The following is a 24,832-nucleotide window of genomic DNA, read 5'->3' on the forward strand; positions in this document are numbered from 1 at the left end:
AGGCTGAACAATTTCAACCTGACTTTTTTTAAATAGAAATCTGTTAAATTGTATTAATAATAATTTTATTTCCAGAATCTTTTGAGTAATACAAAGCAAGCTGATAAGCAGTAGAATCCTTTTTGCAGTTAATAGTCATATACTGTTCTTCATCAGAACCAAAAGAGCTTGTATCAATTTTTGATACGCTAGCTGGGATTGTTATGTCAGTTAGCATGTAACAATTAACAAAGGCTCCTGCTTCAATTTCCTTTACTCCATCTTGGATTGTAACCTTTTTAATATTTGTACCTGAGAAAGCACCATCTTTAATAACTTTTATAGAAGAAGGGATTATTACTTCTTTTACACCTTTTGCATCTGAAAATGCTTCAGCAGCTATTCTTTTTATGCTAGATGGTAATGTTATTTTGGAAGAATTCCCCTTGTAGCTAAGTAAGGTTCCGTTGCTCGCGATTACGTAGTCCTTTTTATAGTTTTTAAGCCATGCTGTTCCTTTGAAAATACCGTCCTTATAATCTACATCGGAGTTTGGCAGCTTCACAGATTTTAACTTTGTACAATCCATAAAAGCTGCACCTTCAAGCTTTCTTAAGGAGTTAGGTAAGGTTATAGATACAAGCTTTGGACATTTGTAAAAGGCCATAGCACCTATGGTATTTACTCCATTTTTTATAGATACGCTTTTTAGATTACTGCAGTTCATAAAAGCTTCCTCACCAATGTTTTTAACGCTTCCGGGAATAGTTACTTTAGTAATTTTTTTGTTTTCTGAAAAAGCATAGCGGCTTATAGCTGAAACAGTTGAAGGTATATTCACACATGCTTTAGTTCCTTTATATTTAAGAAGTTTTCCGCTTAGAATGACAAAATCTCCTTTGTAATTCTTTAGCCAACTAGTTCCATCAAAACAGTATTTATCTACTGTGGTTAGTCCTTTTCCACCTGTGATTCTATTAAGGCTGCTGCAGTTTTTAAATGCATCTGAATTGACAGTCTTGACTGCATTTGGAATGTTTAATGATTTAATGCTTTTACAATTGCCAAAAGCATTAAATTCGATACTTTTTAGTGAAGAAGGAAGTATAATGGAAGCAAGCTTTTCACATCCACTAAAAGCTTTTTCACCAATAGATGTTACTGAAGCTGGTATTTCAACATTATTTAAATTGCAGCAACCATAAAAAAGGCTGCCATAGATTATAGTTAATTTATTGGGAAGCTTAATGCTCTTAAGCTTTTTACAGTTTATAAATACTGCACCACCCAGTTCTTTGCAATTTGAATTATTCTCAAAGCTGACTTTAGAAAGAGAGGTGCAGTTTGAAAAACTGCTATTTCCAATAGTCTCTATTGAAGCTGGAAATACAACTGTTTGCAGATTGGTGCAGCCGCTGAAGGCAGATTCATCTATCTTCTTTAAGCTTTGTGGTAAATTGATTTTCTGCAGGGTTTTATTGTTATAGAAAGTTGATTTGGTTATTATTTTTACATTAGCTGGCAGAGTTACATCCTTTGAAGTGCCGTTATATTTCATTAGAATACCGTTGCCTGCAATAAGAAACTCATCTGTATTCTTGCTTAACCATTGTGTATTTTTAAAGGCATTTTCTCCGATAGAAGTCACTGAAGTTGGAATAGTAACTGATTTTAGATTGCTGCAGCCGTAAAAAGCATTTGTACCAATTTCAGTGACACCGTCTGGTAGTGTGACTTTTGTGAGCTTCGTATTATCCTTAAAGGCGTCTTCATATATAGTTTTAACATTATTAGGGAGAGTAACTTCTGAACTTGTTCCTTTGTATTGGAGAAGAATGCCATCTCCGACAACAAAGAAATCATTGGTAAAATTATCAAACCACTTTGTATTATCAAAAGCTTGAATTCCGACTTTGGTTACTGACTTTGGAATGGAAATTGAATTAAGCTCTTTGCAGTTGTAAAAAGCATCATCATCAATAGTTTGAACTCCATCTTCTATAGTCACTTTTTCTACGTTTGAATCTGCGAATGCATCAAATCCAATTTCTTTTACTGTTTTTGGAACAGTAACACTTTGTATGGAAGAATCATAAGAAAATGCGTCTGCACCTATCTTTTTAACTCCATCTGGAATTACTATATTCTTTTCACTTCCTACGTATTTGACTAATATACCATTTTCAACTATAAAGCTGTCATGTCCATTTAGCGAAACAGCGTTTACTGAGGTTGGAAAAATAAGCATTCCTGCTAATAAAGTTATGCCTACTTTTCTGAGTAGTTTTTTGTTTCTCATTTGATTGTCTCCTTTACTGATATTGCTTGTAAATATATAATATCACATTTTAATACGTTAATAATCTTAAAAAGTTCTTAACGGAAAATCTCCCAGGTGTAAATTATACGAAATTATTGTATCATACAGATTTGGAATGAATATCTGCAAGTTGTCTCAAAATTGTAAAATCATAATAGCCGCCACTTTGAAATGCGGCGAAAAAAATTGATGAAAAATCTAAGACAGAACTTAGAAGCTAATAGCAGTCATAAGGCTTATAAATAGTAGATAATGTCTTATGACTGTTTTCTTGTTTGTATGATTAAGAAATTTTGGTACAATTAGTATAGGAATTATAAATCACCACAGAAATTTATGATTGGTGTACTGTAATAATACAAATGGTTTTAAATTTTTCTAACAAACATAAGAATGGAATGAAAAGGAAGCGAATGCTATTATGACTTCACGAAATCGTAACATGGATATGAGCAGCGGTCCACTGTTCAAGAAAATACTGATCTTCGCTTTGCCTATCATGGCAATGAATATTTTGCAGCTGATGTTCAATACTGCTGATATGGTAGTAGTAGGACATTTTTCGGGCAGCAAGGCGCTGGCTGCAGTAGGTTCTACAGGCGCTCTTATTAACCTGATCGTCAATCTGTTTATGGGTTTATCGGTAGGTACCACCGTTATCGTGGCACAAGATTACGGTGCTGGCAAGCTAGCTGATGTAAGCAAATCCGTTCATACTTCCATTGCCATTAGCATCATCGGCGGGTTGATTGTTATGATAATGGGCATAGTTCTCTGTAAACCCTTGCTGAACATGATGGGTACTCCTGAGGATATTATCGGATTGTCGGTACTGTACATGAAAATATATTTTATAAGCACTCCTGCAACCATGGTGTACAATTTTGCTGCAGGTATATTACGTGCTGCAGGTGACAGTAGACGCCCCATGTATTATCTTTTGGTTACAGGAACTTTGCATGTGATATTCAACTTACTCTTTGTAATAGTGTTTCACATGAGCGTAGCTGGTGTAGCATGCGCTACGGTTATTTCAGAGTATCTTTCTGTACTTCTTATTATGCTCTGCTTGTACAGGTGTGATGGAGCTATACGCTTCGTTCCACGGAAGCTGCATATAGATGTTAATAAGCTAAAGGTTATTGTAAGAATTGGGCTGCCTGCTGGAATGCAGGGATTGATGTTTTCTATTTCAAATGTTTTGATTCAGTCTGCTATCAATTCCTTCGGCTCTACTATGGTAGCGGCTAGTTCTGCTGCGTCCAATGTGGAAAATTATGTTGGCACTACAATGAATGCATATTATAACTCGGCTATCGCTTTTACCGGGCAGAATATGGGTGCGAGGAAGTATGATAGAATTGACACTATTGCAAAGGTATGTACTGTATTGATCTTTGCTACTTGGATTCTCTTGGGCGGTGCAATACTGCTTTTTGGAGGACAGATGATTGGTATTTATACCTCTGATAGGTCAGTAATTGAACTAGGAAAGCTTCGAATGAATATCATGATGGCTGCATACTTCACTTGCGGCGTCATGAACGTATATCCGGGTATTACGCGTGGGATGGGCTATTCAATAATGCCTATGATTTCTACACTGGTAGGTGCCTGCATTATGAGGATAGTTTGGCTAGATACGGTTTTTGCTTGGCATCCTACAGAGATTATGCTTTTTACCTGCTATCCAGTCACTTGGGCATTAGCGGGAATTGGACAAGTAGGTATCTTCTTTTACGCAAGGCGCCAGATTCGGAGGCATCCAGCGCTGAATTTAAGACAGTAGGAGTGTAAATTTTAAATATTAAATTGACCTTCTATTGCAAAAGTTGATTTAAAGTTCAAATATTAAAAAGAGAAAAGATGGTGAGTATGAATGTTTAAAATAGAAAAAATGGATCAAAAGACTGCCCTTGAAATTGCAGATGAATGGAAATATCCTGGTATCTACTCCTTCTATGATATGACAGAAGATATTATAATTATGAGCTGGTAAATACAAATTACCAGCACTATTGGTATACAGATAATGAAATTTTATTATATATTCTTACTGCGTAAATTGTTCTTTTATTTACTGCTGGATAAAACCTGCAGAACTTCGTTGATATCTGGCAGCTGTTCCCCTGGATAAACTTTAATCCATTGTACCGTACCATTTTCATCGATAATGATATTTGCCCGCTTTGATACCCCTTCAGTTTCATCGAATATTCCATAATCACGGGCTATTTTGCCGTGAGGCCAAAAATCAGCTGGGAGGCTAACATTTTTAATCTGCAGTGCTGTTGCCCATGCCTCTTTACAAGGTTGAGAATCTACACTAAATCCGAGGGGAACGGTGTTGAGATTTTGAAAGTTCTCTAAATTTGTTTCTAATGCTCTCATTTGATCAGTACATACCGGAGTCCACGCTAATGGATGCCAGGAAAGAAGTACTTTTTTTCCTCTATAAGCAGATAAGCTTACATTTTGGTTTTTATTATCTTTTGCAGTAAAGTCTGGGGCATCAGCACCTATTTGAATTGGATTCATTGTAATCTTCCTTTCATTTTTAGTTATTTACCATTCATTCATATAGGATTCCCTAAACAAAAATTTTTACAAAAGAGTAGAATTCCAAAAGTAAATAAATATTCTATTTTGAAAGTGTCTAAGATGAAAATAAATTTAAAAATGATATAATATAACTATTGGAAACAATTTCCTATAGGTGAAATAATACTTGTCCATCATTTTTATGTTTTAAGCAGCACTGATACTTTCTAGAGAGTATATGTGTTTGAATTGGAGGGGAGTTTATGGCACAAACGACTAAAAAAGCACTTGCATCATCGTTTAAAAAGTTAATTATGCAGAAATCATTTGATAAAATTACAGTTATTGATATCGTAGAGGATTGCGAAGTAACCAGACAGACGTTTTATTACCATTTTAAAGATATATTCGATCTCGTTGAATGGATTTATACTAGTGAAGCCAGTAAGGCTCTTGACGGTAAAAAAACTTATGAAACCTGGCAGCAAGGTATTTTGCAGATTTTTGAATATGTACTTAAAAATAAGGCTTTTGTAGTTAGCACTTATCATTCAATTAGCAGAGAGCATTTGGAGCGCTTTCTTTACAATGAGACATATAATCTTTTAATTGATGTTATAGAAGAAAAGGCACAACATATGACTGTTAGGGATGATGATAAGGCTTTCATAGCCAATTTTTATAAATGCGCATTTGTAGGACTTATGTTTGAATGGATTCGGACAGGCATGAAAGAAAAGCCAGCCCTTATTGTAGAACGATTAAATATTATTATTCATGGTGATATTACAAAGGCACTTGAAAACTTTAGAGTCGATCATGGTGTTTACACAAACCAATGCTGATGTGCAAAATTTTTACAATATAAGCCATGTGTTGAAACCTTCAACACATGGCTTATATTGTCTATTGAGTACGTTTCAAGTATTTTATAGTATATAAGTATAAATTAAGGTATCGGGGGTAGATACAATGTATTATAGTAATGGAAACTATGAAGCGTTTGCACGACCACAAAAACCTGAAGGTGTAGATAAAAAGTCAGCATATCTTGTGGGCTCTGGCTTAGCAGCTTTGGCTGCTGCCTGTTTTTTAGTGCGTGATGGTCAGATGAAAGGTGAACATATTCATATTTTGGAGGAGCTTAATCTCCCAGGAGGTGCTTGTGACGGTGTTAAGGATACTCAAAAAGGGTTCATTGTTCGTGGTGGACGAGAAATGGAAAATCATTTTGAGTGCCTGTGGGACTTATTTCGTTCTATACCTTCAATTGAGAAAGGGGGTGCTTCTGTTTTAGACGAATATTATTGGCTTAATAAAAAGGATCCAAACTATTCGCTTATAAGAGCAACTGTAAATAGAGGCGAAGATGCTCATACTGATGGAAAGTTTGGATTGAGTGAGAAAGCGTCAATGGAAATTGTTAAATTATTTATGACTCGTGATGAGGATTTATATGATAAAAAGATTTCTGATGTTTTCACAGAACAATTTTTTTCATCTAACTTCTGGCTTTATTGGAGAACTATGTTTGCTTTTGAAGACTGGCATAGCGCCTTAGAGATGAAACTATATATTCAAAGATTCATTCATCATATTGGTGGCTTGCCTGATTTTTCTGCATTAAAGTTTACAAAGTATAATCAATATGAGTCACTAATCTTACCCATGATAAAATATCTCGAATCACATAATGTTCAGTTTCAGTATGATACAAGAGTAAAGAATATTATTTTTAATATTAAAGGTAATAAGAAAGTTGCTACGAAAATTATTTGTCAGCATAATAATCAGGAAGAATGCATTGATCTAATTGAGGAGGATTTAGTATTTATTACAAATGGCAGCTGCACCGAGAATTCTTCTCTAGGAGACAATAATCATGCACCTAAATTTAATAATTCTCTGGGCGGATGCTGGGAGCTGTGGAGAAATATTGCTAAACAGGATTCTTCCTTTGGACATCCGGATAAATTCTGTACAAATACCAAGGCAACAAACTGGGAATCTGCAACAATTACTACTCTTGACGATAGAATTCCTCCATACATTGAGAAAATTTGTAAGCGAGATCCTTTCAGTGGTAAAGTAGTAACTGGAGGTATTATTACAGTGAAAGATTCAAAGTGGCTTATGAGTTATACTTTAAATCGTCAGCCGCATTTTAAAGAACAATCTAGAAATCAACTTGTGGTATGGGTATATGCTTTGTTTACGGATGTACCAGGTGATTTTATTAAAAAGCCTATGAAAGAATGTACAGGTATGGAGATTACTGAAGAATGGCTATATCACATGGGGGTACCTGAAGCTAAAATACATGATATGGCGGCAAAATCTGCTCGATGTGTTCCATGCATGATGCCATATGTTACAGCATTTTTCATGCCGAGAACGAAAGGTGACAGGCCAAAGGTTGTTCCAGATGGAAGTGTGAATTTTGCTTTTATAGGACAGTTTGCTGACACTGTTAGAGATACTGTATTTACTACTGAATATTCTGTAAGAACAGCTATGGAAGCAGTTTATACTTTGCTTAATGTAGACAGGGGAGTACCTGAGGTATTTAACTCCTGTTATGATATCCGTGTGCTTCTGGATTCTACATCAAAAATGATGGATGGCAAAAAGCTTACTGATATGAAGCTTCCATTTATATTGAATTTAATTGAAAAAAAAGCTATGAAGAAGGTATCAGGAACAGTTATTGAAGATTTGCTGAGACGTTATAATGTAATTTAATTTGATACCATTATTGATTTAGCAAAAAGTTATTTTGATTAAAATGTATTTTAAATGTCAAGTGCCAAATGTCAAGTGCCTGGCACTTGACATTTGGCACTTGACATTTAAAAAATTATCCGTGATACCAGCCTGTCTTACAATTAATAACCACAAGCTGGTTCCATTCGCCTTTTCCGTTAAATTTTATATACAGAGTGTAGTAGCCTTGATTTGAGGATACATAGGACTTTTCTAATTTTGTTTTATCTTTTTTTGAAACATAGTCTTTCATAATTTTATTGATTGTTTTTGATTTAATTCCTGGCACCCAACTATATGGATTAGCAAAGCTTAGTTCATGTGTTTTGACCCAGGCATATTTATTTTTATATTTGATTTTGGACCAGCCATATTGTTTACAAGAATACCAGTCGTTTTGATCCTTACCGATAGCTACACCGCCATATACCTTCACTGTTGTACCGGCATTAATTGTTCCTAATGTTTTATACGATGTTCCTGCTGAAGATTTTACTGTAAGAGATTCTGCTGCATAGGCTTTGTCATAGCTTGCAGCTTGAGCTTCTGTGGAGTTAAATGTTAAGCATAGAGTCAGCAAACAAATACTTAACAAAAGTGGGATGATTTTTTTCATTTTTTGGTCCTCCTTTGTGTAAAAAATATTAGTTCATATCATTTATAATTACTGCAGTCATACATTTCCTATATAAGTGATATTTATTAGTATTGTACAATTATAACATACTAAGAGGATATTTATAGTATATTTTTCAAATAACTAGTAAAATTTGAAGATGAACGCATGTATGAATATAAAAGTATTGCAAAGGAAAGGCAGAATATGAGAAGATAAATAATATAATCAAAAGACAAAATAATTTAGAGGTAAAGTATGGGATATACCATTTTAATACGCTTGACAAACTTCTAGAAGTTGAGTGATATAATAGTAGAAAAAACTAGGTATAACATCATGATAGTGTAAATTTCAATAAGGAGCTATAATTATGAATTTTTATTTCGCACCTATGGAAGGCTTGACTGGGTATATTTACAGAAATGCTCATAACGCTTTTTTTAATAATACCATAGATAAATATTTTTCACCTTTTATTGTTGCAAATCAAAGTAAAAGTTTTAAGACAAAAGAGTTGAACGATATTTTACCTGAGAACAATCAGGGGTTAATTTTGATCCCTCAGTTACTAACCAATAATGCAAAAGATTTTATAAACACTTCAAATAAATTAATTCAACTGGGGTATGATCAGATAAATTTGAATTTAGGCTGTCCGTCTGGGACAGTGGTTGCAAAAAATAGAGGAGCGGGATTCCTTTCAAAACTAGAAGAACTTGATGCATTTTTAGATGAAATTTTTTCTTGCTCAGGAGCTAAAATATCAGTGAAAACTAGGATAGGCAGAGATCAGCCGGAAGAGTTCTATAAATTGATCGAAATATTTAACAAATACCCTATGGAAGAGCTTATTATTCATCCGAGAATTCAAAAAGATTTTTATAACAATAAGCCTAATCTAAAGATTTTTAAGGAAGCTTTGACTTTAAGTAAAAATCCTGTTTGTTATAATGGTGATATTTTTACGGTTAAGGATTATAAAGATTTTACCGAGGGGTTCGGAAGTGTAGACAAAATGATGATTGGAAGAGGCTTAATAACTAATCCAGGACTCATTAACAGTATTACAAGCAGCATTAAACTGGAAAAAGAATTATTAAAGCATTTTCATGATAAAATTTATCAGGACTATAGGCAAATACTTTCTGGAGATAGAAATGTGCTATACAAAATGAAACATATATGGACCTATATGATTCAGATGTTTTCCAATAGTGAAAAATATGCTAAAAAAATTAGAAAAGCAGAAAGATTAACTGATTACGATTTAGCTGTTTTAAGCTTATTTAGAGAACAGGATATCGTATAATATTAGAATAAGCGCTGGACAATATTAACCTTTGTGCTAAGGTTTTTGTATAGAATCTGGAGGAATAGAGGCCTTTTTGTATTTTATAGTAGAAATTAACATTTTTAGTTGTTATAATTAAAAATGATAATATTATATTGCAATATATACGAAAGGGGAAAACATTTAATGAGTGAACAAATGATAAGTATGTTAGAAGAAATCCTTCAAAAGGTTGAGGGGATAGAAAAAGCTCTTAATCTGAATAATGGAGCGATTAAGAGTAAGGTTATTAGTGATAGGCAACAAGAGAATCTTGTACATAATGGGATAAATAATGCAATTATGGAAAGTTGGGAGAAAGCAAAGAAATTAATTAAAGCTGAAATGACTGAAGGCTCCTACAATTCCTTAATAACACCTTTAGAAATTTATAAATTGGAAGGCAGAACATTAGTATTCACGACTCAGACTGTTATGCAGAAGGAAATGATGGAAACTAGATATAAAGATTTAATAGTAACAGCTGTTAATTTTGATAATAAGCTTATAGATAGCGTGAAGTTTTTAATAAAATAGACAGCAGAAACTATGGGAGAGCACCAGAGGCTCTCTCTTACTTTGTGCCATTAAATAAAAAATGAATTTTTGATATTATAAACTTTTAGCTTAAAAGTGTGAAATTTACGAAATTATTTTGAAATAAAGAGGTTACTTAATATGAATATAGAGAATGTAAGTGAAATTGCGCTTACTGCAGGCACTATACTGCTTGAAAATGGTGCCGAGACCTACAGAATAGAAAAAACTATCTCTTCAATCTGTGATGCATATGGAATCGAAGCAGAATGCTTGGCTATATCAAATGGAGTTATTCTATCTATAAAAGGTGAGGATTCAAAATGCATAACGTCAATGAAGAAAGTGGACAATAGGAATATCGATTTATATAGAATAGAACTCATTAATTCTTTTTCAAGAAACCTAAAAAAAACTCCGCTTACCTTCGATGAAGCAAAACAAGTTCTCGATGATATTAAAAATGCACCGAATTTTAACCTGCCTGTGAGGATTGCAGCTTCCTGCATGACTGGATTTATTTATACACTGTTTTTTAACGGCTCCATAGCTGATGGTATCTGTTCAATAGTTATTTGTCTGTTTACCTATATATTAATAGACAAGCTTTCAAAACTTGGATTATTTCAGTTTACAGAGTATTATATAGCTGGAGCAGTTATAGGTTTTGCGAGTTTATTTGCCAGTATGTCGTTTTCGTATATAAGCGAACGAAATGTGATAACAGGTTCAATTATGATCGTTCTTCCGGGTGTATTGCTTACTAATGGAATTAAGGATGTTATTTATGGACATTTTTCTTCTGGAATATCGGATTTTTTCAGAGCAATCGTAATAATTGCTGCCATTGCTGCAGGTGTTGGAACTGCTTTGTTTTTTAGAATCAGATGATAAGGTACTTATAAGGGGGAACGTTAAATTGATCAAAATGGTTTTACTAGCTTTTTTCGGCAGTGCTTTTCCTGTTGTATTGTTTAACATAGACAGAAAGAAAATTATTTTTACAGGAATAGCAGGTGCGCTAGGCTGGATTGCTTATAGCATCGTTTTTGATAAAACAGGAAGTGCAATTATGGCTTCATTTTTTGGTGCGCTGGCACTCAATATATACAGTGAATGCATGGCACGTATTTTAAAAACTCCTGCTTCAATGTTCTGCATACCTGGAATCTTTCCACTTGTTCCGGGAATAACAGCCTATAGTGCAATCACATATTTTGTTGATAAAAATTTTAATATGGCTCAGAGCAAGGGACTTTTAACGCTTGGCATTGCCGGTGCTATAGGATTTGGAATTTTGATATCATCTTCTGTAATCGAATATATATTTAAGCTGCGAAAATACTGCGTTAATAGTTAGAAGCATCCGTTTAGTCATTTATAATTTGGAGGCAGGTGTTTTTTACTCTTAGAAAAATATATAATTACTCATTTAAAAATTTTAATACAGCTTCCTTATTCACTATAACAATTTTTCTATATTTAGTATCAATCCATCCATAATTTGAAAATTTACTTAGTGTTCTGCTTACCGTAACTCTGCCAACACCTACAGCTCTTCCGATGCTTTCATGAGTGCAGTTCACTGAAGAATCACTATTTACATTCATATTCAAAAGGTATTGAGCGATTCTTTTCTCTGCAGGTAAAAAGGAGATATTGTCTATTTCATTTGATAACATTCGGACTTTACGTGCTAAAAACTCTATGAAATTCAAAGCAAGAAAGGGCTCCTGCTGAAAGTAGGATATGATATCAGCTTTACTTATAGAAATTATTTCTGAATCTGAAAAAGCCTTAGCTGAGGATATCCTTGGAAATCCGTCAAAAAAAGAAGCTTCTCCAAAAATGTCACCTTCCTTATAGGTATTCAAAACCTTTTCCATACCTTCCGGTGAGTTTACAAAAGCCTGAACTATGCCCTTCTTTAAATAATAAAAGTATTTAGGCATTTCACCTTGTCTGTAAATTATTTGATTACTTTTATATTTTTGTGCAGGTTTGGCTTTGAAGGCATGAAATAGTTCAGAAGGCATGTCTATTTTATGATCTAAAAACAATTCCCATTTATTCAACGTAAGCATCTCCCTAATAATTGTTTTATAAAGTCAACCAATTTGAGCTATTAATCTAAAGGTGCTCAGGAACCTGTAAAAATTTGATATTTCAGCATCTGTGTATTAAGTTTTTGTAATGTTTATTTACAATTGTATCATAGTATACATTCTTTATCAAAGTTTTATGTAATAATAAGCATATGAAGCACTATTATTGGGGGGCATTTATATAAGGATTACTGAAATTTAACTTTCTTTTTAATAGAGATGACCTTGGAAAGCTATTTAGTTTTTAACGTTTTGTCTATTAAGAAGAAACCTATTTCAGTATTTGCTCGTGACAGGTTTCATCTTTAAGGATAGCTTTTGCAGATTTCTGTTACGATTAAAAGAGGTTTTTAGTTATTTATTCAAATAAATTATGCTAAACGTATACAAAATACTGAAACTTTATAATAAAAAAATTTATGGAAAAAAGGAGAATAATATGGGTAAGACATTAGCTGAAAAAATATTTGATGCGCACAGAGTAGACAATCCATTTCCGGATACGCATGTTCTAAAATTGGACAGGGTTTTTTGTCATGAAATTACTACTCCTATTGCGATTACAGACCTTATGGCAAGAGGTATGGATAGAGTCTTTGATCCAACAAAGATAAAGGCTGTTATTGACCATGTAACGCCTGCAAAAGATTCAAAAACTGCAGAGCAAGGCAAGATACTTCGTGATTGGGCTAAGAGGAATGGTATCAAAGACTTTTTTGATGTAGGAAAAAATGGTGTGTGTCATGCTATTTTCCCTGAAAAAGGCTTTGTAAGACCAGGCTATACAGTTATCATGGGTGATTCTCACACTTGTACACATGGAGCCTTTGGAGCTTTTGCAGCAGGTGTAGGTACTACAGACCTTGAAGTTGGAATATTAAAAGGAGTCTGTGCATTTCACTTTCCCAAAACATTAAAGATTGTTCTTAACGGAGAGTTAAAGCCAGGGGTTTATGCAAAAGACCTTATACTTTTCATCATTAAAGAGCTTACAGTTAACGGTGCAACCAACATGGTAATAGAATTCACAGGGCCAGTCATCGACAAGATGTCGATGGAATCCCGTATGACACTTTGCAATATGGCTATAGAAGCTGGTGGAACTTGTGGAGTATGTTATCCAGATATGACAACAGTGGAGTACTTATGGGAGTACATTAAAGATGAATTTGCTTCTAAGGAAGATGCATTAAAGGAATACTCAAAATGGGTTTCTGATGCGGATGCAGAATATGAAAAAGTATGTGAATATGATGTTTCAAATTTAGAGCCGATGGTTACTTTTGGTTATAAGCCTGATCAGGTAAAGTCAGTTAGAGAAATGACTGGTACTCCAATTAATCAGATCTATATTGGAAGTTGTACTAATGGGCGTATAGAAGATTTAAGAATTGCGGCAAGCATTCTTAAGGGTAAGAAAATAAGCGATGACGTTCGTGCAATTGTGAGTCCAGCAACGCCAGCTATTTATTCAAAAGCATTAAAAGAGGGAATTATTGAAATTTTCCAGGATGCTGGTTTCTGTGTTACCAACCCAACCTGCGGAGCTTGTCTTGGCATGAGTAATGGTGTCCTTGCTAGCGGTGAATCCTGTGCTTCTACAACGAACCGTAACTTTAACGGCAGAATGGGTAAGGGCGGTAAAGTTCATCTTATGAGTCCTGCAACCGCTGCAGCTTCAGCAATTGAAGGAAAAATAACTAACTCTGAAATTTATAAAGGTTAGATAGTGGAGGATAATATGAAGAAATTTAGCGGAAAAGTTTTATTCTTAGATAGAAGTGATATAAATACTGATGAAATCATTCCGGCAAAGTATCTTACAGAAATCACAAAAGAGGCATTAAAGCCTTATTTGCTAGAAGACTTGTCTCTTCCTAATTTCAAGAACAGTAAAGATGTTAAGGACAAGGCCGTGATTGTAACTAGAGAAAATTTTGGCTGTGGTTCCTCAAGAGAACATGCGCCATGGGCTCTTGAAGTAAATGGTATCAATGTGGTTATAGCAGAAAATTTTGCTAGAATATTCAGACAGAATATGTATAACTGCGGCATGCTTGCAATCGAATTGCCAAAAGATAAGATAGATTATCTTTTCGATAACTATGCAGGTAAAGATACTTCAATAGAGGTTGATGTTGAGAATGATAAGATTATAGTAACATCAACAGAGAAATCAGAAACCATCGGCTTCAAAGTAGGTGATTTTGACAAAACACTTGTTAAAGAAGGCGGCTGGGTTGGATACGCTGATAAGAATTATTAATATGTAGTAATCAAAAGATTATAGCAAATGAAAAGAAACTCTGTAAAGTTTGAAACTTTACAGAGTTTCTTTGTTTGCTCTTTAGTAAATTTGACTAAAAGATTTACGGAAAAAGAAGCTAAGATAATTGTAAAAGAACAAAACATACTTAAATCTGAAGACGTCATGTAGCTAGCTTTTAGCAGCGTTTGAACCTTCCAAGGAATAAAAACTCTATTTAACTACTTATTTCTATATAAAATGTATTTCTTATAAATATTAAGTAAATATGAATAAAATTATACTTATAATAGAAATTTAATTTTGATTTTAATTCTTTTATATTTAAGCATTGACATTATTGCTATATATTGCTTAAAATAGAACATGGGTACGATATTTCTACTATTTTCTTGTTGTAGATTATAGTACCAACAAAAGAAAGGGGAATGTAAAAATGAAATTAAGAAAGTCAATTGCAATGTTTATGTGCTTGCTGTTCTTATGTACGTTTAAAGTGGACACGTTTGCAAAAACAAAGTTAGCAGCACCAAAAGGAGTCACTGTTACTGCTGATTCACAAAGAGTTTTATCAGTATACTGGAATAGCGTAAAAGGAGCTAGTTCATATTGTGTATATTATAGCCATAGCTTACATGGAAAATATCATAAAGGCATAAAATTATCTTCTACAGGTAGAAGTCTTTCTGGAGTTAAAAAGGGTGAAAAATGGTATGTTAAAGTAAAAGCATTCAAAGGCGGAACTTCTTCAGCTTTTAGTAAAGTTGTTAGTATAGTTATAAAAAGTTGTCCAAGTGCTCCTAAAAAGTTAAAGGCTACATACAGCAAATCTACCGGTAAGGTAACTATAAAATGGAAGAAAGTTAGTAAGGCTAGCAGTTATTATGTGTACTGTTCCTCAAATAAAAGTTTAGGATACAAAATAATCAGCGACTCAAAAGGCATGCCAATGAAATTTAAAAAGACATCAGCTGTTTTAAAGGCTCAAAACTTCAGAATGTATGAAGGAGAAACTTGGCATTTTAGAGTTACAGCTGTAAAAGATAAAATGGAATCTAAGAAAAGCTCTAGTACCTCTGTCAAAATAGAAAAAGATAAAGCAAAATGCTTTCCAAAGCTTTCTAATGTTCCAGTGATACCTAATAAGAAATATACAACAAAGTATTCAGAAGACGGAACAACAGTATATTATCAATACAAGGTATCAGATTTGACAGGAAATACTGTATCGAATTACGATAGTTTATTGCAGGATAATGGATGGTCTTATGTAGATAAGCAGGAAAGTGATGGATTTAAAATCTATATTTATAGTAACGGAAGCAAAAAAATATACATAGCTTACGATGATACGTATTTCATAATATATGGGTCATTATGGCAATAATAAATAGTTGACTGATAAGCATTGGTAATTCTTAAATAGGAATTGCCAATGCTTTTTATTATGTGAAGTTTTTTAAAATAGTTCTAAATAAATTATTAATTTGTTAAAAGTTATGCAATCAACTACATATATTAAACTATTTAGAAAATGATGATATAATAAAATAAATTAATAATAGGGCAGAGAAATTATTGATAAATTGCCCAATAATTTCTGCTATTTCTAAAATTTTATTATAAAAGAGGTGGAGTAAGTGGAATATCTAATTAGTTTTCTTAAAAGTACTGATAGTCTTTTATGGGGTGTGCCAATGATAGTTATTCTTTTTGGAACTCATATTTTTTTAACTTTCAGAACTGGATTTATTCAAAGGAAAATTTTTACTGCTATCAAATTATCTGTTGCTAAAGATAAAGATAGTGAAGGTGATGTATCTCAGTTTGGAGCTCTCAGTACTGCACTTGCAGCTACAGTGGGTACTGGTAATATCATCGGTGTATCGACAGCAATAACATTAGGAGGGCCTGGTGCAGTATTGTGGATGTGGCTTACAGGAGTATTTGGTATAGCTACAAAGTATAGTGAAGCACTTATATCAGTAAAATATAGAGTGAAAACTGAAAATGGGACTATGCTTGGTGGAGCTATGTATGCGCTTGAAAGAGGATTAAAGATGAAATGGCTTGGTGTCATTTTTGCTATTTTCACTGCAGTTGCTGCCTTTGGCATAGGCTGTTCTACACAAACAAATTCAATTGCTTCAACTCTAAAGGATAGTTTTGGAACACCAGTTTGGGTAACAGGAATTGTTGTTACTTTATTTGTAGGTGCTGTTATCATTGGCGGTGTAAAGTCCATTACTAAAGTATGTGAAGCTTTAGTGCCATTTATGGCTATATTTTATTTAGTAGGATGTTTTATTATATTAATTATGAATGCTGATGTATTAGGGCAAACCATTGTAACTATAGTTCAAGCAGCATTTACTCCAAAAGCAGCAGGCGGAGGGTTTGTAGGTTCCACAGTAGCAGTAGCATGTCGCTATGGTACTGCAAGAGGTCTGTTCTCAAATGAATCAGGCATGGGCTCTGCTCCAATTGTAGCGGCAGCTGCACAAACAAAGAATCCTGTAAAGCAGGCGCTTGTTTCTATGACAGGAACATTTTGGGATACAGTAGTGATTTGCTTAATGACTGGCCTTGTAATTGTGAGCAGTGTAATTAAAAATCCTGCAATTGATACAAAAACTTCCTCTCTTCTTACTAATGCAGCTTGGCATCAAATCCCGATAGTTGGCTCTGTTGTATTATCAATTTCACTTGCTATATTTGCACTTTCTACTGTTTTAGGGTGGTCATACTACGGTGAAAGAGCTGCAGAATACTTATTCGGGCCTAAGATTATAAAACCTTATAGAATTTTATGGGTGATAGTTGCATTAATAGGGACACTTATGAGTCTTGATCTTGTATGGACCATAGCAGATATATTAAATGCGTTAATGGTAATTCCGAATGTGATAGCAATGTTATTTCTCAGTGGTGTTATTGCTGCAGAGACTAAGAAGTATATTAATGACATAGAAAAACCCTCGGATGAGAAGGTGCCGATGGTTGAAAAGGCATCATAGAGAGTATATAATTATAAGAAGAGGAGACTTTCAGAAAGAGGCTTGAGCTTTTAATTTAATTTTTACTATGACTAAGAAATAGCACTGATATTGTGTTACATGTATATCACTAAAGATAATACAAATAATATATTTAGGGGTGATATTCATGGAAAACAACAAATCAAAAATTATTAAGGTTAAAAAGAACAATGATGGCGATATTACAGATGTAATGCTTGAAAACGGAAATGTTTATTCTATTGATGAGGCTATTATGATGACAAAAGACCATTTAATAGAAGGCGTCAATGTTGGAAAAGCAAAAAATGGGAGAGAGTATTTAAGAAGTAATCCTAACGACGAGGAGAATGACAATTTAGATAGCATGCCTAAATTTTAAAAGACAATTACTTGATTTTTTATAAAATTAACTGTGCTAATTAATTTAGGGTTAAATTAAAGTGGAGCAATCAAAGAAGGCGGTTTTGCCGATAGAGATTGCTCCACTTTTTTATTTTACAACTTTGGTTTTGCATGGTAAAGTTAGCATTACAATCTATTATTTTTGAAAATGCGTGTAATGGAATTGGAAGTTGAGCGTATTAACTAGTGAAATTACTTAGCTAAGTAAATAGAAGGAAGGCTGATAAAACAATGGAACACATAGATATACATGGTTATCTGAATAAGAGTGCTAACCGAGAAGAAATGTTTACGTATATCTTTGAGAATTATTCTCAAAGAGTCTATAATTACATCTATTACCGTGTCAACAGTCATTATACAGCAGAAGACTTGATGAGTACGGTTTTTGAAAAAATAATGCTTAAAATAGATTCTTACTCGGAAAAGAAAGCCTCCTTCGAAGTTTGGTTATTCGCTATAGCTAGAAACGTTTTAAACGATCATTTTAGAAGTTTAAAAAGGCATACATTTTTCTCTCTTGATATAATTAGAGATTTGATATCAAAGCAGCCTGGCCCAGAAGAAAAAATGATAGCTAATGAAGCTAATAATAAACTTCTAAATTGCTTAAAGAGCTTAAGTGAAGAAGAAAGGCATATTATTGCACTAAAATTTGGTGCTAACCTGAAAAATGTTGAAATAGCTGAAGTTTTAGGCACAAGCAGTAATAACGTTGGGGTAATGCTGTTTCGTATAATAAAAAAATTGAAAATTCTGATGGAGAAAGAGGGTTATATGTATGAATAGAAATAGTATAGAAGAGAATTTTTCATCAGATATTGATGATTATCTTGATGGTATAGAAAAGATTAAGGTATCTGAAGATGAACAGTATAACGAGCTTTTTCGAGTAGCTAAGTCTCTAGCCAATCAAGATTTTAGTAAAAATATTAATAATGATACTGTTTATAGAGAATGGTTAAAGAGAATTAATGGAGATAAAGGAGATAATATTATGAAAAAGATTAAAATAGCTTCAAAAATTGCTGCCGCTTGCATAGTTATTGTTGTAGCAGGAACAGCTATTATGCAGACGCCTTTCGCAAAGGATATATCGGATCAATTTGAAAAAATAATACCTTTAGGTAATATAACTGTTGTCCAAGATAAGAAACCGAATGTTGATGAAAGTAAGCAAAGTTATCCAGTACCTGATGCATTAAAGGGAAAATTATTTGACAAAGATGGTAAGGAAGTAAAAGAACTTACAAAGGAAAATTATAATAATGTCTATACGGCTAAGGGAGAAAAAATCGCATATTTTTCTGCTGATGGTTCAATAATGACTGAGGCGCAAGAGAAAAACAGCAGATTAGTAACTAAGGATATAAATGATATTAACAAATATACGGAATTTAAAGCCGTTGTTCCTTCCTATTTACCTGATGGCTATGTGTTTGATCGCGCTGAGTTCTATAAAGATGAAAAAGGAAAAGTCAGCGGCAAGTATATCGATATACATTTTACTAATATTAAAACTTGCAAAGATATATATATTCAAGAACGTTTAAATTGTAAAGAAACAGCATACGTTGATGGCTCTGATGCACCTGTTGAAAAGATTAAAATTAACGATTTGGATGCTTCATTGATGACATTAGAAAACTGTATAAACATTGATTGGCAGACTGATAAAGTTCTTTTTGGAATGAACGCACATGGAATTTCAGCAGATGAAGCTAAAAAGGTAGCTGAATCTATACCTGTTAAATAACTGCATATTATGCCTGTTTGTAAGCTGTCCGCATATTATTATGAGGGCAGCTTTTCTTCTGCAGTAAATAGATAGTTAATATGTGAAAAAAATGATAAAATGTTGATTGTAAAAGATAAATAGGTCAGGAGGATTATGATGAAGATAGATATGCATGTCCATTGCAGTGAACGTTCAAATTGTTCTATTTCTACAGAACAGGAGCATATAGAATCAGCTATTGAGCATGGTCTAGATGCGATAGTGATCACAGACCATAATAAGTTAGTACCGGAGGAGCATTTAAAGGAACTAAATAAGAAATATTATCCATTTAGAATATTTGGAGGAATAGAAGTCACAACAGAACCACATGGCGATGATGTTCTTGTAATAGGAGTAATAGATAGCATATTAGAAGAACAAAAATGGAGTTACGAGAAGCTATATAAGTATGTAAAAGCAAGGGGAGGGTTCATAGCACTGTGCCATCCTTATAGATATGAAAATACGGTTAATATTGACATAGCTACATTTGTGCCGGATGCTATTGAAATACATTCAACTAATATAGGAAGATGTGATGGCAACTTAATAAAAACACTAGCGGCCAGATTAGGCAGTAAACTTATTGGAAATTCAGATGCTCATTCGTACTTACATACTGGATTGTTCTACAACGTATTATCTTCAAGTCCAAAGAGCGAGCAAGAACTTGCTAATACACTTCTTAATGAGGAAATTATTATTGGGGAAGATGAACAGAGAATAAATAGTTTTAATGAAAAAGTGCGAAAAAGAGAAAAACTTATAAAGCAATTGATAGCAGAAGGAAAAAATGCCGAGGATTTCAATAGAATCACAGGAGAATGGGTAGGATGTTTCAACAGGGTGGTTTTAGGTAAATCTTACGAGATATAAAACAGTAAAAATGAGACTATCTAAGTTTATTCAAGTGTTTATATATAAGTTGTGAAAGTTCTAATACATTCTGACTTCTAAAAGATCCTAGGGTCGAACCGATTCAGTAGTGATATTTTAGAAGCCACGATGTAAGAACCTTATTGCAACTTATATAGATTAAATGGTATGAATAAACTTAGCAGGGATATACTGTTAATACAAGGATGTAATCTTAATACACAATGTATTGTTAATTGGGAGGAATAAAGCTATGCTCGATAGAGATAAAATTCGTATTGTAAAAGGCGATATTATTAAGCAGGAGGTTGATGCAATCGTCAATGCTGCTAATAACGGTTTACTCGGCGGAAGTGGGGTGGATGGTGCAATTCATGCAGCAGGCGGCAGAAAGATACTAGAAGAATGTAAGGCAATAATAAGTAAGATTGGTTCACTAAAAACAGGCGAAGCTGTAATAACGTCTGGCGGAAACCTTAAAGCTAAATATGTAATTCATACTGTAGGGCCTATATGGAGAGGTGGAAACAGTAACGAAGAAATTTTTTTAACTAACGCTTATAAAAATAGTTTAAAGCTGGCAGCAGAGCAGGGAATAAAGACTATTGCATTTCCGTGTATAAGCGCTGGAGTGTACGGGTATCCTAAGGAACAAGCAGCTAAAGTAGCATTCTCTACGGTATTACAAAGCCTTAATACGTATAAAGAAATAGACGAGGTAAGGTTTATCTGCTTCGACGAGGAAACATACAATCTCTATATCGCATTATTAATTGCAACTGTCTAATTATATATTGAACATGTTAAATTGTTTGGTTGATTATTTTATTTAAATAATTGAAACAGTAACATAGAATAGAAGTGTAGAGTTAGATTAAGGGCGAGAGACCGGAAAAGGTATTTTTAGCCGAAGGTCTCCCGCCCTTAATTATTTTAGCATGGCATATAGATATGTGAATCTGGTAGCATGCTCCTGTTCATCGGTAATTATTTCATATAGTGTATCTCTCATAACTTGAGTGGGCAGCATAGCTTTTATCTTTCTATAAAGTTCTACAGCTGCAAGTTCTCCATTAATGCTTGTTTGAATAGCATCTAATAGAGTAGGATATTTCTTAGGCTCTGGCATTGGCATATCTATTGTACTTCCGGTAAGCTCTTCATACAAGTTTTGAAAAAGTTTATAATGCTTGCCTTCATCATCATAAGCAAATCTAATTTGTCGCTGCACTTCCGGATCATCGGTCATATCCATCATCATTCCGTATTTTGCTCTGTCACTCCTCTCATCACGCAGTGCCTCCGTAATTAAATCTATGATTTCAGGAGTTTCATAATCGTCGTCTGAACATCTGTAGAAAGGGTTAGTATAATACAAATAAATTACCTCCAAATTTATTTCCGCAATTTTAGTATATGTTATACTTTCAGATGTGACACTTGTAAGAGTAAAGAGAAAAGGGTAGGTGAGCTGTGCTGAATTTCGGTAAGTTATCTTCCTTCCAATTTAGAAATTTCAACATTTCTTATAGTAATTATGATACAATAGTATATTGCAGCATAAAATTATAATTCAAAATTATTGGAGGCTTTAGATAATACACATGAGTAAATTTATTGACAGTTTAGAAAAATCATACAAAATTAAATTAACAGATAAACAGAAAGCTATAGCAGAACACACTGATGGACCAGCTTTGGTATTGTCCTGTGCGGGGAGTGGTAAAACCACAGTTAATATAATAAAATGTGCAAATTTAATTATAGAACATGGAATTAATGCCGAAAACATACTTTCTGTTACATTTAGTAAAGCAGCTGCAATAGAAATGAGATCCAGATTTAAAAAGATGTTTAGTAATATAATCGAAAAATCGGTGAAGTTTTCCACAATACATTCACTTGCTTATACGATTGTTAGAAATTATAGTGGCAGACATGAAATTAAATTTCAATTTATCGAAAGTGAAGACTCGACAGTTTCAAAAACTTCACTTATTAAAGAGTTGTATAGAAAGATAAATAACAGAATTATTAATGATGATAAACTTGAAGAACTTATAAGCAGGATAGGATATTGCAAGAATATGCTGCTTACATCTGAGCAATTTGAAAAATATGATAAAGATATTAAGAATTTTTCAGCAATTTATTCTGAATACGAAAGCTATAAAAGGCAGCATGATTTAATAGATTTTGACGATATGCTAACTTTAGCAAATGATTATCTTAAAAAGGATAAATCACTACTAAATTTATATAGAAAGCATTTCAAATATATTATTGTTGATGAGGCTCAGGATACTAGTAAAGTTCAATATGAAATAATAGAACAGTTAGCATATCCTAATTACAATATTACTCTTATTGGCGACGACGATCAGGCCATATATAGTTTTAGAGGTGCTTGTCCAGAATATTTATTAGATTTTCCAAAGAAATTTAGTAATGCAGAGATATTTTATATGGATGAAAACTTTCGTTCGACAAAGAATATTGTTAAGCATGCTAATAATATTATAAAATCAAATCTTAACAGATACGATAAAAATATTATTACGAATAATCAGGAGGGTCCAGCTGTTGAGTTAGTAGAACTTGCCGAGGACACTCAATTTCAGTACATACTAAAGGAAATAAAACAAAGAGATAATTTAAACGATTATGCAGTTTTATATAGAAATAATATATCATCTATAGCTATGGCTGATCTACTTGATAGGAATAATGTACCTTTTTATCTGAGGGATTTTAAAAGCCTATTTTTTAAGCATTGGGTAACACAAGACATTATTGCTTTTTTGAACGTAGTATTGAACCCTAAAGATGTAGAATCTTATAGCAGAATTTATGCTAAAACCGAAAATTATATTAAAAGAGATGCTATTAGATATGTTGAAGAACACTGTGACGACATAGTATTTGACAGTTTGGACAAGTACTATGAAGGAAACTGGAGGATGCTTTCACAGGTGAAAAAACTTAGGGCTGGTTTTGAAAGACTTAATAATTTAAAGCCTGTTCAAGCGATTCAGCATATTGAATCCTCCCTTAACTATAGTAAATATATCGAAAAGAATGCAGAAAAGTTTGGCTATTCTATTGATACTTTAACTGAGATATTAAATACATTAGAACTTATTGCCGAGCAGACCGATAGTTTAGAGGATTTTATTAATAGACTTGAGGAACTTCAGCATAAGATGAGCGACAGTAAATTTAATAAAAGCAAAAATGCAGTAACACTTTCTACGATACATTCCGTTAAGGGATTAGAGTTTGAGCAAGTATATCTAGTAAATCTTATCGATGATATTTTTCCAGGAAGGGAAGCAATCAAAAGTTTTCAAGAAGGAAAATTTGAAGATATGGAAGAAGAAAGAAGGATATATTATGTAGCTATAACTAGGGCTAAACAGAAACTAACTCTATTTGGAATTAAAAGAAAAAGTTTTAAAAGAGTAGTTTATTCAAGGTTCCTTTATGAATCAATTAAATTAATAAAGCCTGCTGAAGAGAGAAATGTGGACGTAAAACAAGTGGAAAATGAATTCAGGCAAAAGCAAAGAGAGTCTGTAGAAGGTATGACTGAAGGAAGCAGGATTTTTCACAGGAAGTTTGGGGAAGGTACGATAGTAGAATTAGATAAAGAATCTATTGCTATTAGGTTCAATGAAGAACACTATGGAGTTAAAAAGTTTTTATTAAAATTAACAGTAAATAGCGGAATCATCACGCCTATAGAGGAGTAAATAAAGAGTAAAGAGTAAAGAGAAGGAAGAAATAGCCTCCTTAAGGAGCCAATTTCATTATATGGTATCGTATATTTTATTTAGTTTACGTTTTGTGACTTAAGCAGTTTGTCCAAAAGATGCGGTGAAATTGCTTAACGCAGCGGAACTAGCCGACATAAGGTGTAACCATTTTTTAGTCTATAGGAAACTACACTGGTGTTCAGAGAATGGAAAACATTGTTTAAAAAAAGTAATGCAGTAACCACAAATTATATAAACATGAATATTAGATATATTTATCAATATATTGCCATAAGAAAAGAGTATAGTTGTCCAATAAAATACTTTAATGTATATTGGATATTTTTTGATTAACTACCTAAGTATGTTCTCCACGAGAACAATTTGTCGTCAATTTGCTTGCTTATACAATGCTTTATTTTTCGATGTATATTAGTAAGTGAATATTCTGGTTTTTCTTGTTGTATTAATTTTAGTAATAGAAACGAAATTATTGTTGAGATTATTTGTTGCATAACGGCATTATGACTATATCCTAT

At 33.2% G+C, this 24,832-nt stretch carries 23 protein-coding genes; 18 read left to right on the top strand and 5 right to left on the bottom strand.

The features are described from left to right. Positions 1–43 precede the first annotated feature (43 nt). Complete coding sequence (locus tag CLORY_RS08630) at positions 44–2,278, bottom strand: leucine-rich repeat domain-containing protein (RefSeq protein WP_079423301.1); 2,235 nt, start codon at positions 2,276–2,278, stop codon at positions 44–46. Between the two features lie 442 nt (positions 2,279–2,720). On the opposite strand from CLORY_RS08630, the gene CLORY_RS08635 reads away from it, so the two are divergent. After that, positions 2,721–4,088, top strand: a complete 1,368-nt coding sequence (locus CLORY_RS08635; RefSeq protein WP_079423303.1) for an MATE family efflux transporter — start codon at positions 2,721–2,723, stop codon at positions 4,086–4,088. A gap of 284 nt (positions 4,089–4,372) precedes the next feature. Here the strand turns inward: CLORY_RS08635 and CLORY_RS08640 are convergent, their stop codons facing one another. Beyond that, positions 4,373–4,837, bottom strand: coding sequence for a redoxin domain-containing protein (locus CLORY_RS08640; protein WP_079423305.1), 465 nt, complete (start codon positions 4,835–4,837; stop codon positions 4,373–4,375). Between the two features lie 266 nt (positions 4,838–5,103). Here CLORY_RS08640 and CLORY_RS08645 point away from each other — a divergent pair, with 266 nt between their 5' ends. Both CLORY_RS08645 and CLORY_RS08650 read left to right on the top strand, forming a co-directional pair. Beyond that, complete coding sequence (locus CLORY_RS08645) at positions 5,104–5,685, top strand: TetR/AcrR family transcriptional regulator (protein ID WP_079423307.1); 582 nt, start codon at positions 5,104–5,106, stop codon at positions 5,683–5,685. A 127-nt stretch (positions 5,686–5,812) separates the two neighbouring features. After that, positions 5,813–7,582, top strand: a complete 1,770-nt coding sequence (locus tag CLORY_RS08650) for an oleate hydratase (RefSeq protein WP_079423309.1) — start codon at positions 5,813–5,815, stop codon at positions 7,580–7,582. Positions 7,583–7,697: 115 nt separating this feature from the next. Here the strand turns inward: CLORY_RS08650 and CLORY_RS08655 are convergent, their stop codons facing one another. Next, the gene (locus CLORY_RS08655) at positions 7,698–8,219 is read right to left on the bottom strand and encodes a cell division site-positioning protein MapZ family protein (RefSeq protein ID WP_079423311.1); all 522 of its coding nucleotides are present in this window, start codon (positions 8,217–8,219) and stop codon (positions 7,698–7,700) included. Between the two features lie 373 nt (positions 8,220–8,592). Between CLORY_RS08655 and CLORY_RS08660 the strand changes: the two genes are divergently transcribed. The 4 genes from CLORY_RS08660 to CLORY_RS08675 all read left to right on the top strand — a co-directional run bounded on the left by CLORY_RS08660 (position 8,593) and on the right by CLORY_RS08675 (position 11,449). Further along, positions 8,593–9,531, top strand: coding sequence for a tRNA dihydrouridine synthase (locus CLORY_RS08660; RefSeq protein WP_079423313.1), 939 nt, complete (start codon positions 8,593–8,595; stop codon positions 9,529–9,531). A gap of 168 nt (positions 9,532–9,699) precedes the next feature. Then, the gene (locus CLORY_RS08665) at positions 9,700–10,089 is read left to right on the top strand and encodes a DnaA N-terminal domain-containing protein (protein ID WP_169911572.1); all 390 of its coding nucleotides are present in this window, start codon (positions 9,700–9,702) and stop codon (positions 10,087–10,089) included. A gap of 141 nt (positions 10,090–10,230) precedes the next feature. Then, complete coding sequence (locus CLORY_RS08670) at positions 10,231–10,980, top strand: threonine/serine exporter family protein (protein WP_079423316.1); 750 nt, start codon at positions 10,231–10,233, stop codon at positions 10,978–10,980. Between the two features lie 37 nt (positions 10,981–11,017). Next, complete coding sequence (locus CLORY_RS08675; protein WP_079423342.1) at positions 11,018–11,449, top strand: threonine/serine exporter family protein; 432 nt, start codon at positions 11,018–11,020, stop codon at positions 11,447–11,449. A gap of 64 nt (positions 11,450–11,513) precedes the next feature. Here CLORY_RS08675 and CLORY_RS08680 read toward each other — a convergent pair whose 3' ends face one another. Further along, positions 11,514–12,164, bottom strand: coding sequence for a Crp/Fnr family transcriptional regulator (locus tag CLORY_RS08680; protein WP_079423318.1), 651 nt, complete (start codon positions 12,162–12,164; stop codon positions 11,514–11,516). 469 nt (positions 12,165–12,633) lie between these two features. Here CLORY_RS08680 and CLORY_RS08685 point away from each other — a divergent pair, with 469 nt between their 5' ends. The 10 genes from CLORY_RS08685 (at position 12,634) to CLORY_RS08725 (ending at position 21,325) form a co-directional block, all read left to right on the top strand. Then, positions 12,634–13,920: a 3-isopropylmalate dehydratase large subunit gene (locus tag CLORY_RS08685; RefSeq protein WP_079423344.1), complete on the top strand. Its 1,287-nt coding sequence runs from the start codon at positions 12,634–12,636 to the stop codon at positions 13,918–13,920. Between the two features lie 15 nt (positions 13,921–13,935). Next, on the top strand, positions 13,936–14,460 hold the full coding sequence (leuD, locus tag CLORY_RS08690; protein ID WP_079423320.1) for a 3-isopropylmalate dehydratase small subunit: 525 nt from the start codon (positions 13,936–13,938) through the stop codon (positions 14,458–14,460). A 27-nt stretch (positions 14,461–14,487) separates the two neighbouring features. After that, positions 14,488–14,631 (top strand): hypothetical protein, encoded by a 144-nt coding sequence (locus tag CLORY_RS23255; RefSeq protein WP_169911573.1) that lies wholly within the window; start codon positions 14,488–14,490, stop codon positions 14,629–14,631. A gap of 265 nt (positions 14,632–14,896) precedes the next feature. Continuing rightward, positions 14,897–15,847: a fibronectin type III domain-containing protein gene (locus tag CLORY_RS08695; protein WP_079423322.1), complete on the top strand. Its 951-nt coding sequence runs from the start codon at positions 14,897–14,899 to the stop codon at positions 15,845–15,847. Positions 15,848–16,100: 253 nt separating this feature from the next. Beyond that, positions 16,101–17,477, top strand: a complete 1,377-nt coding sequence (locus tag CLORY_RS08700; RefSeq protein ID WP_079423324.1) for an alanine/glycine:cation symporter family protein — start codon at positions 16,101–16,103, stop codon at positions 17,475–17,477. A gap of 148 nt (positions 17,478–17,625) precedes the next feature. Next, positions 17,626–17,859 (top strand): DUF3892 domain-containing protein, encoded by a 234-nt coding sequence (locus CLORY_RS08705; protein WP_079423326.1) that lies wholly within the window; start codon positions 17,626–17,628, stop codon positions 17,857–17,859. 254 nt (positions 17,860–18,113) lie between these two features. Then, complete coding sequence (locus tag CLORY_RS08710; RefSeq protein WP_079423328.1) at positions 18,114–18,671, top strand: ECF subfamily RNA polymerase sigma factor, BldN family; 558 nt, start codon at positions 18,114–18,116, stop codon at positions 18,669–18,671. Continuing rightward, positions 18,664–19,638, top strand: a complete 975-nt coding sequence (locus CLORY_RS08715; RefSeq protein ID WP_079423330.1) for a DUF4367 domain-containing protein — start codon at positions 18,664–18,666, stop codon at positions 19,636–19,638. Before CLORY_RS08710 ends, CLORY_RS08715 begins: the two co-directional genes overlap by 8 nt. 138 nt (positions 19,639–19,776) lie before the next feature. Then, positions 19,777–20,538 (top strand): PHP domain-containing protein, encoded by a 762-nt coding sequence (locus CLORY_RS08720; RefSeq protein WP_079423332.1) that lies wholly within the window; start codon positions 19,777–19,779, stop codon positions 20,536–20,538. Between the two features lie 253 nt (positions 20,539–20,791). Further along, positions 20,792–21,325, top strand: a complete 534-nt coding sequence (locus CLORY_RS08725; RefSeq protein WP_079423334.1) for an ADP-ribose-binding protein — start codon at positions 20,792–20,794, stop codon at positions 21,323–21,325. Between the two features lie 141 nt (positions 21,326–21,466). On the opposite strand, the gene CLORY_RS08730 is transcribed toward CLORY_RS08725, so the two are convergent. Continuing rightward, positions 21,467–21,916 carry a ferritin-like domain-containing protein gene (locus CLORY_RS08730; RefSeq protein WP_079423336.1) on the bottom strand — a complete coding sequence of 150 codons (450 nt, stop codon included), beginning with the start codon at positions 21,914–21,916 and terminating at the stop codon, positions 21,467–21,469. A 226-nt stretch (positions 21,917–22,142) separates the two neighbouring features. Here CLORY_RS08730 and CLORY_RS08735 point away from each other — a divergent pair, with 226 nt between their 5' ends. Continuing rightward, entirely contained in the window at positions 22,143–24,290 is a 2,148-nt protein-coding gene (locus tag CLORY_RS08735; RefSeq protein WP_079423338.1) for an ATP-dependent helicase, read from the top strand. Positions 24,291–24,832: the final 542 nt, after the last annotated feature.

It is taken from the genome of Clostridium oryzae (assembly GCF_002029235.1).
GTDB lineage: Bacteria > Bacillota > Clostridia > Clostridiales > Clostridiaceae > Clostridium_AE > Clostridium_AE oryzae.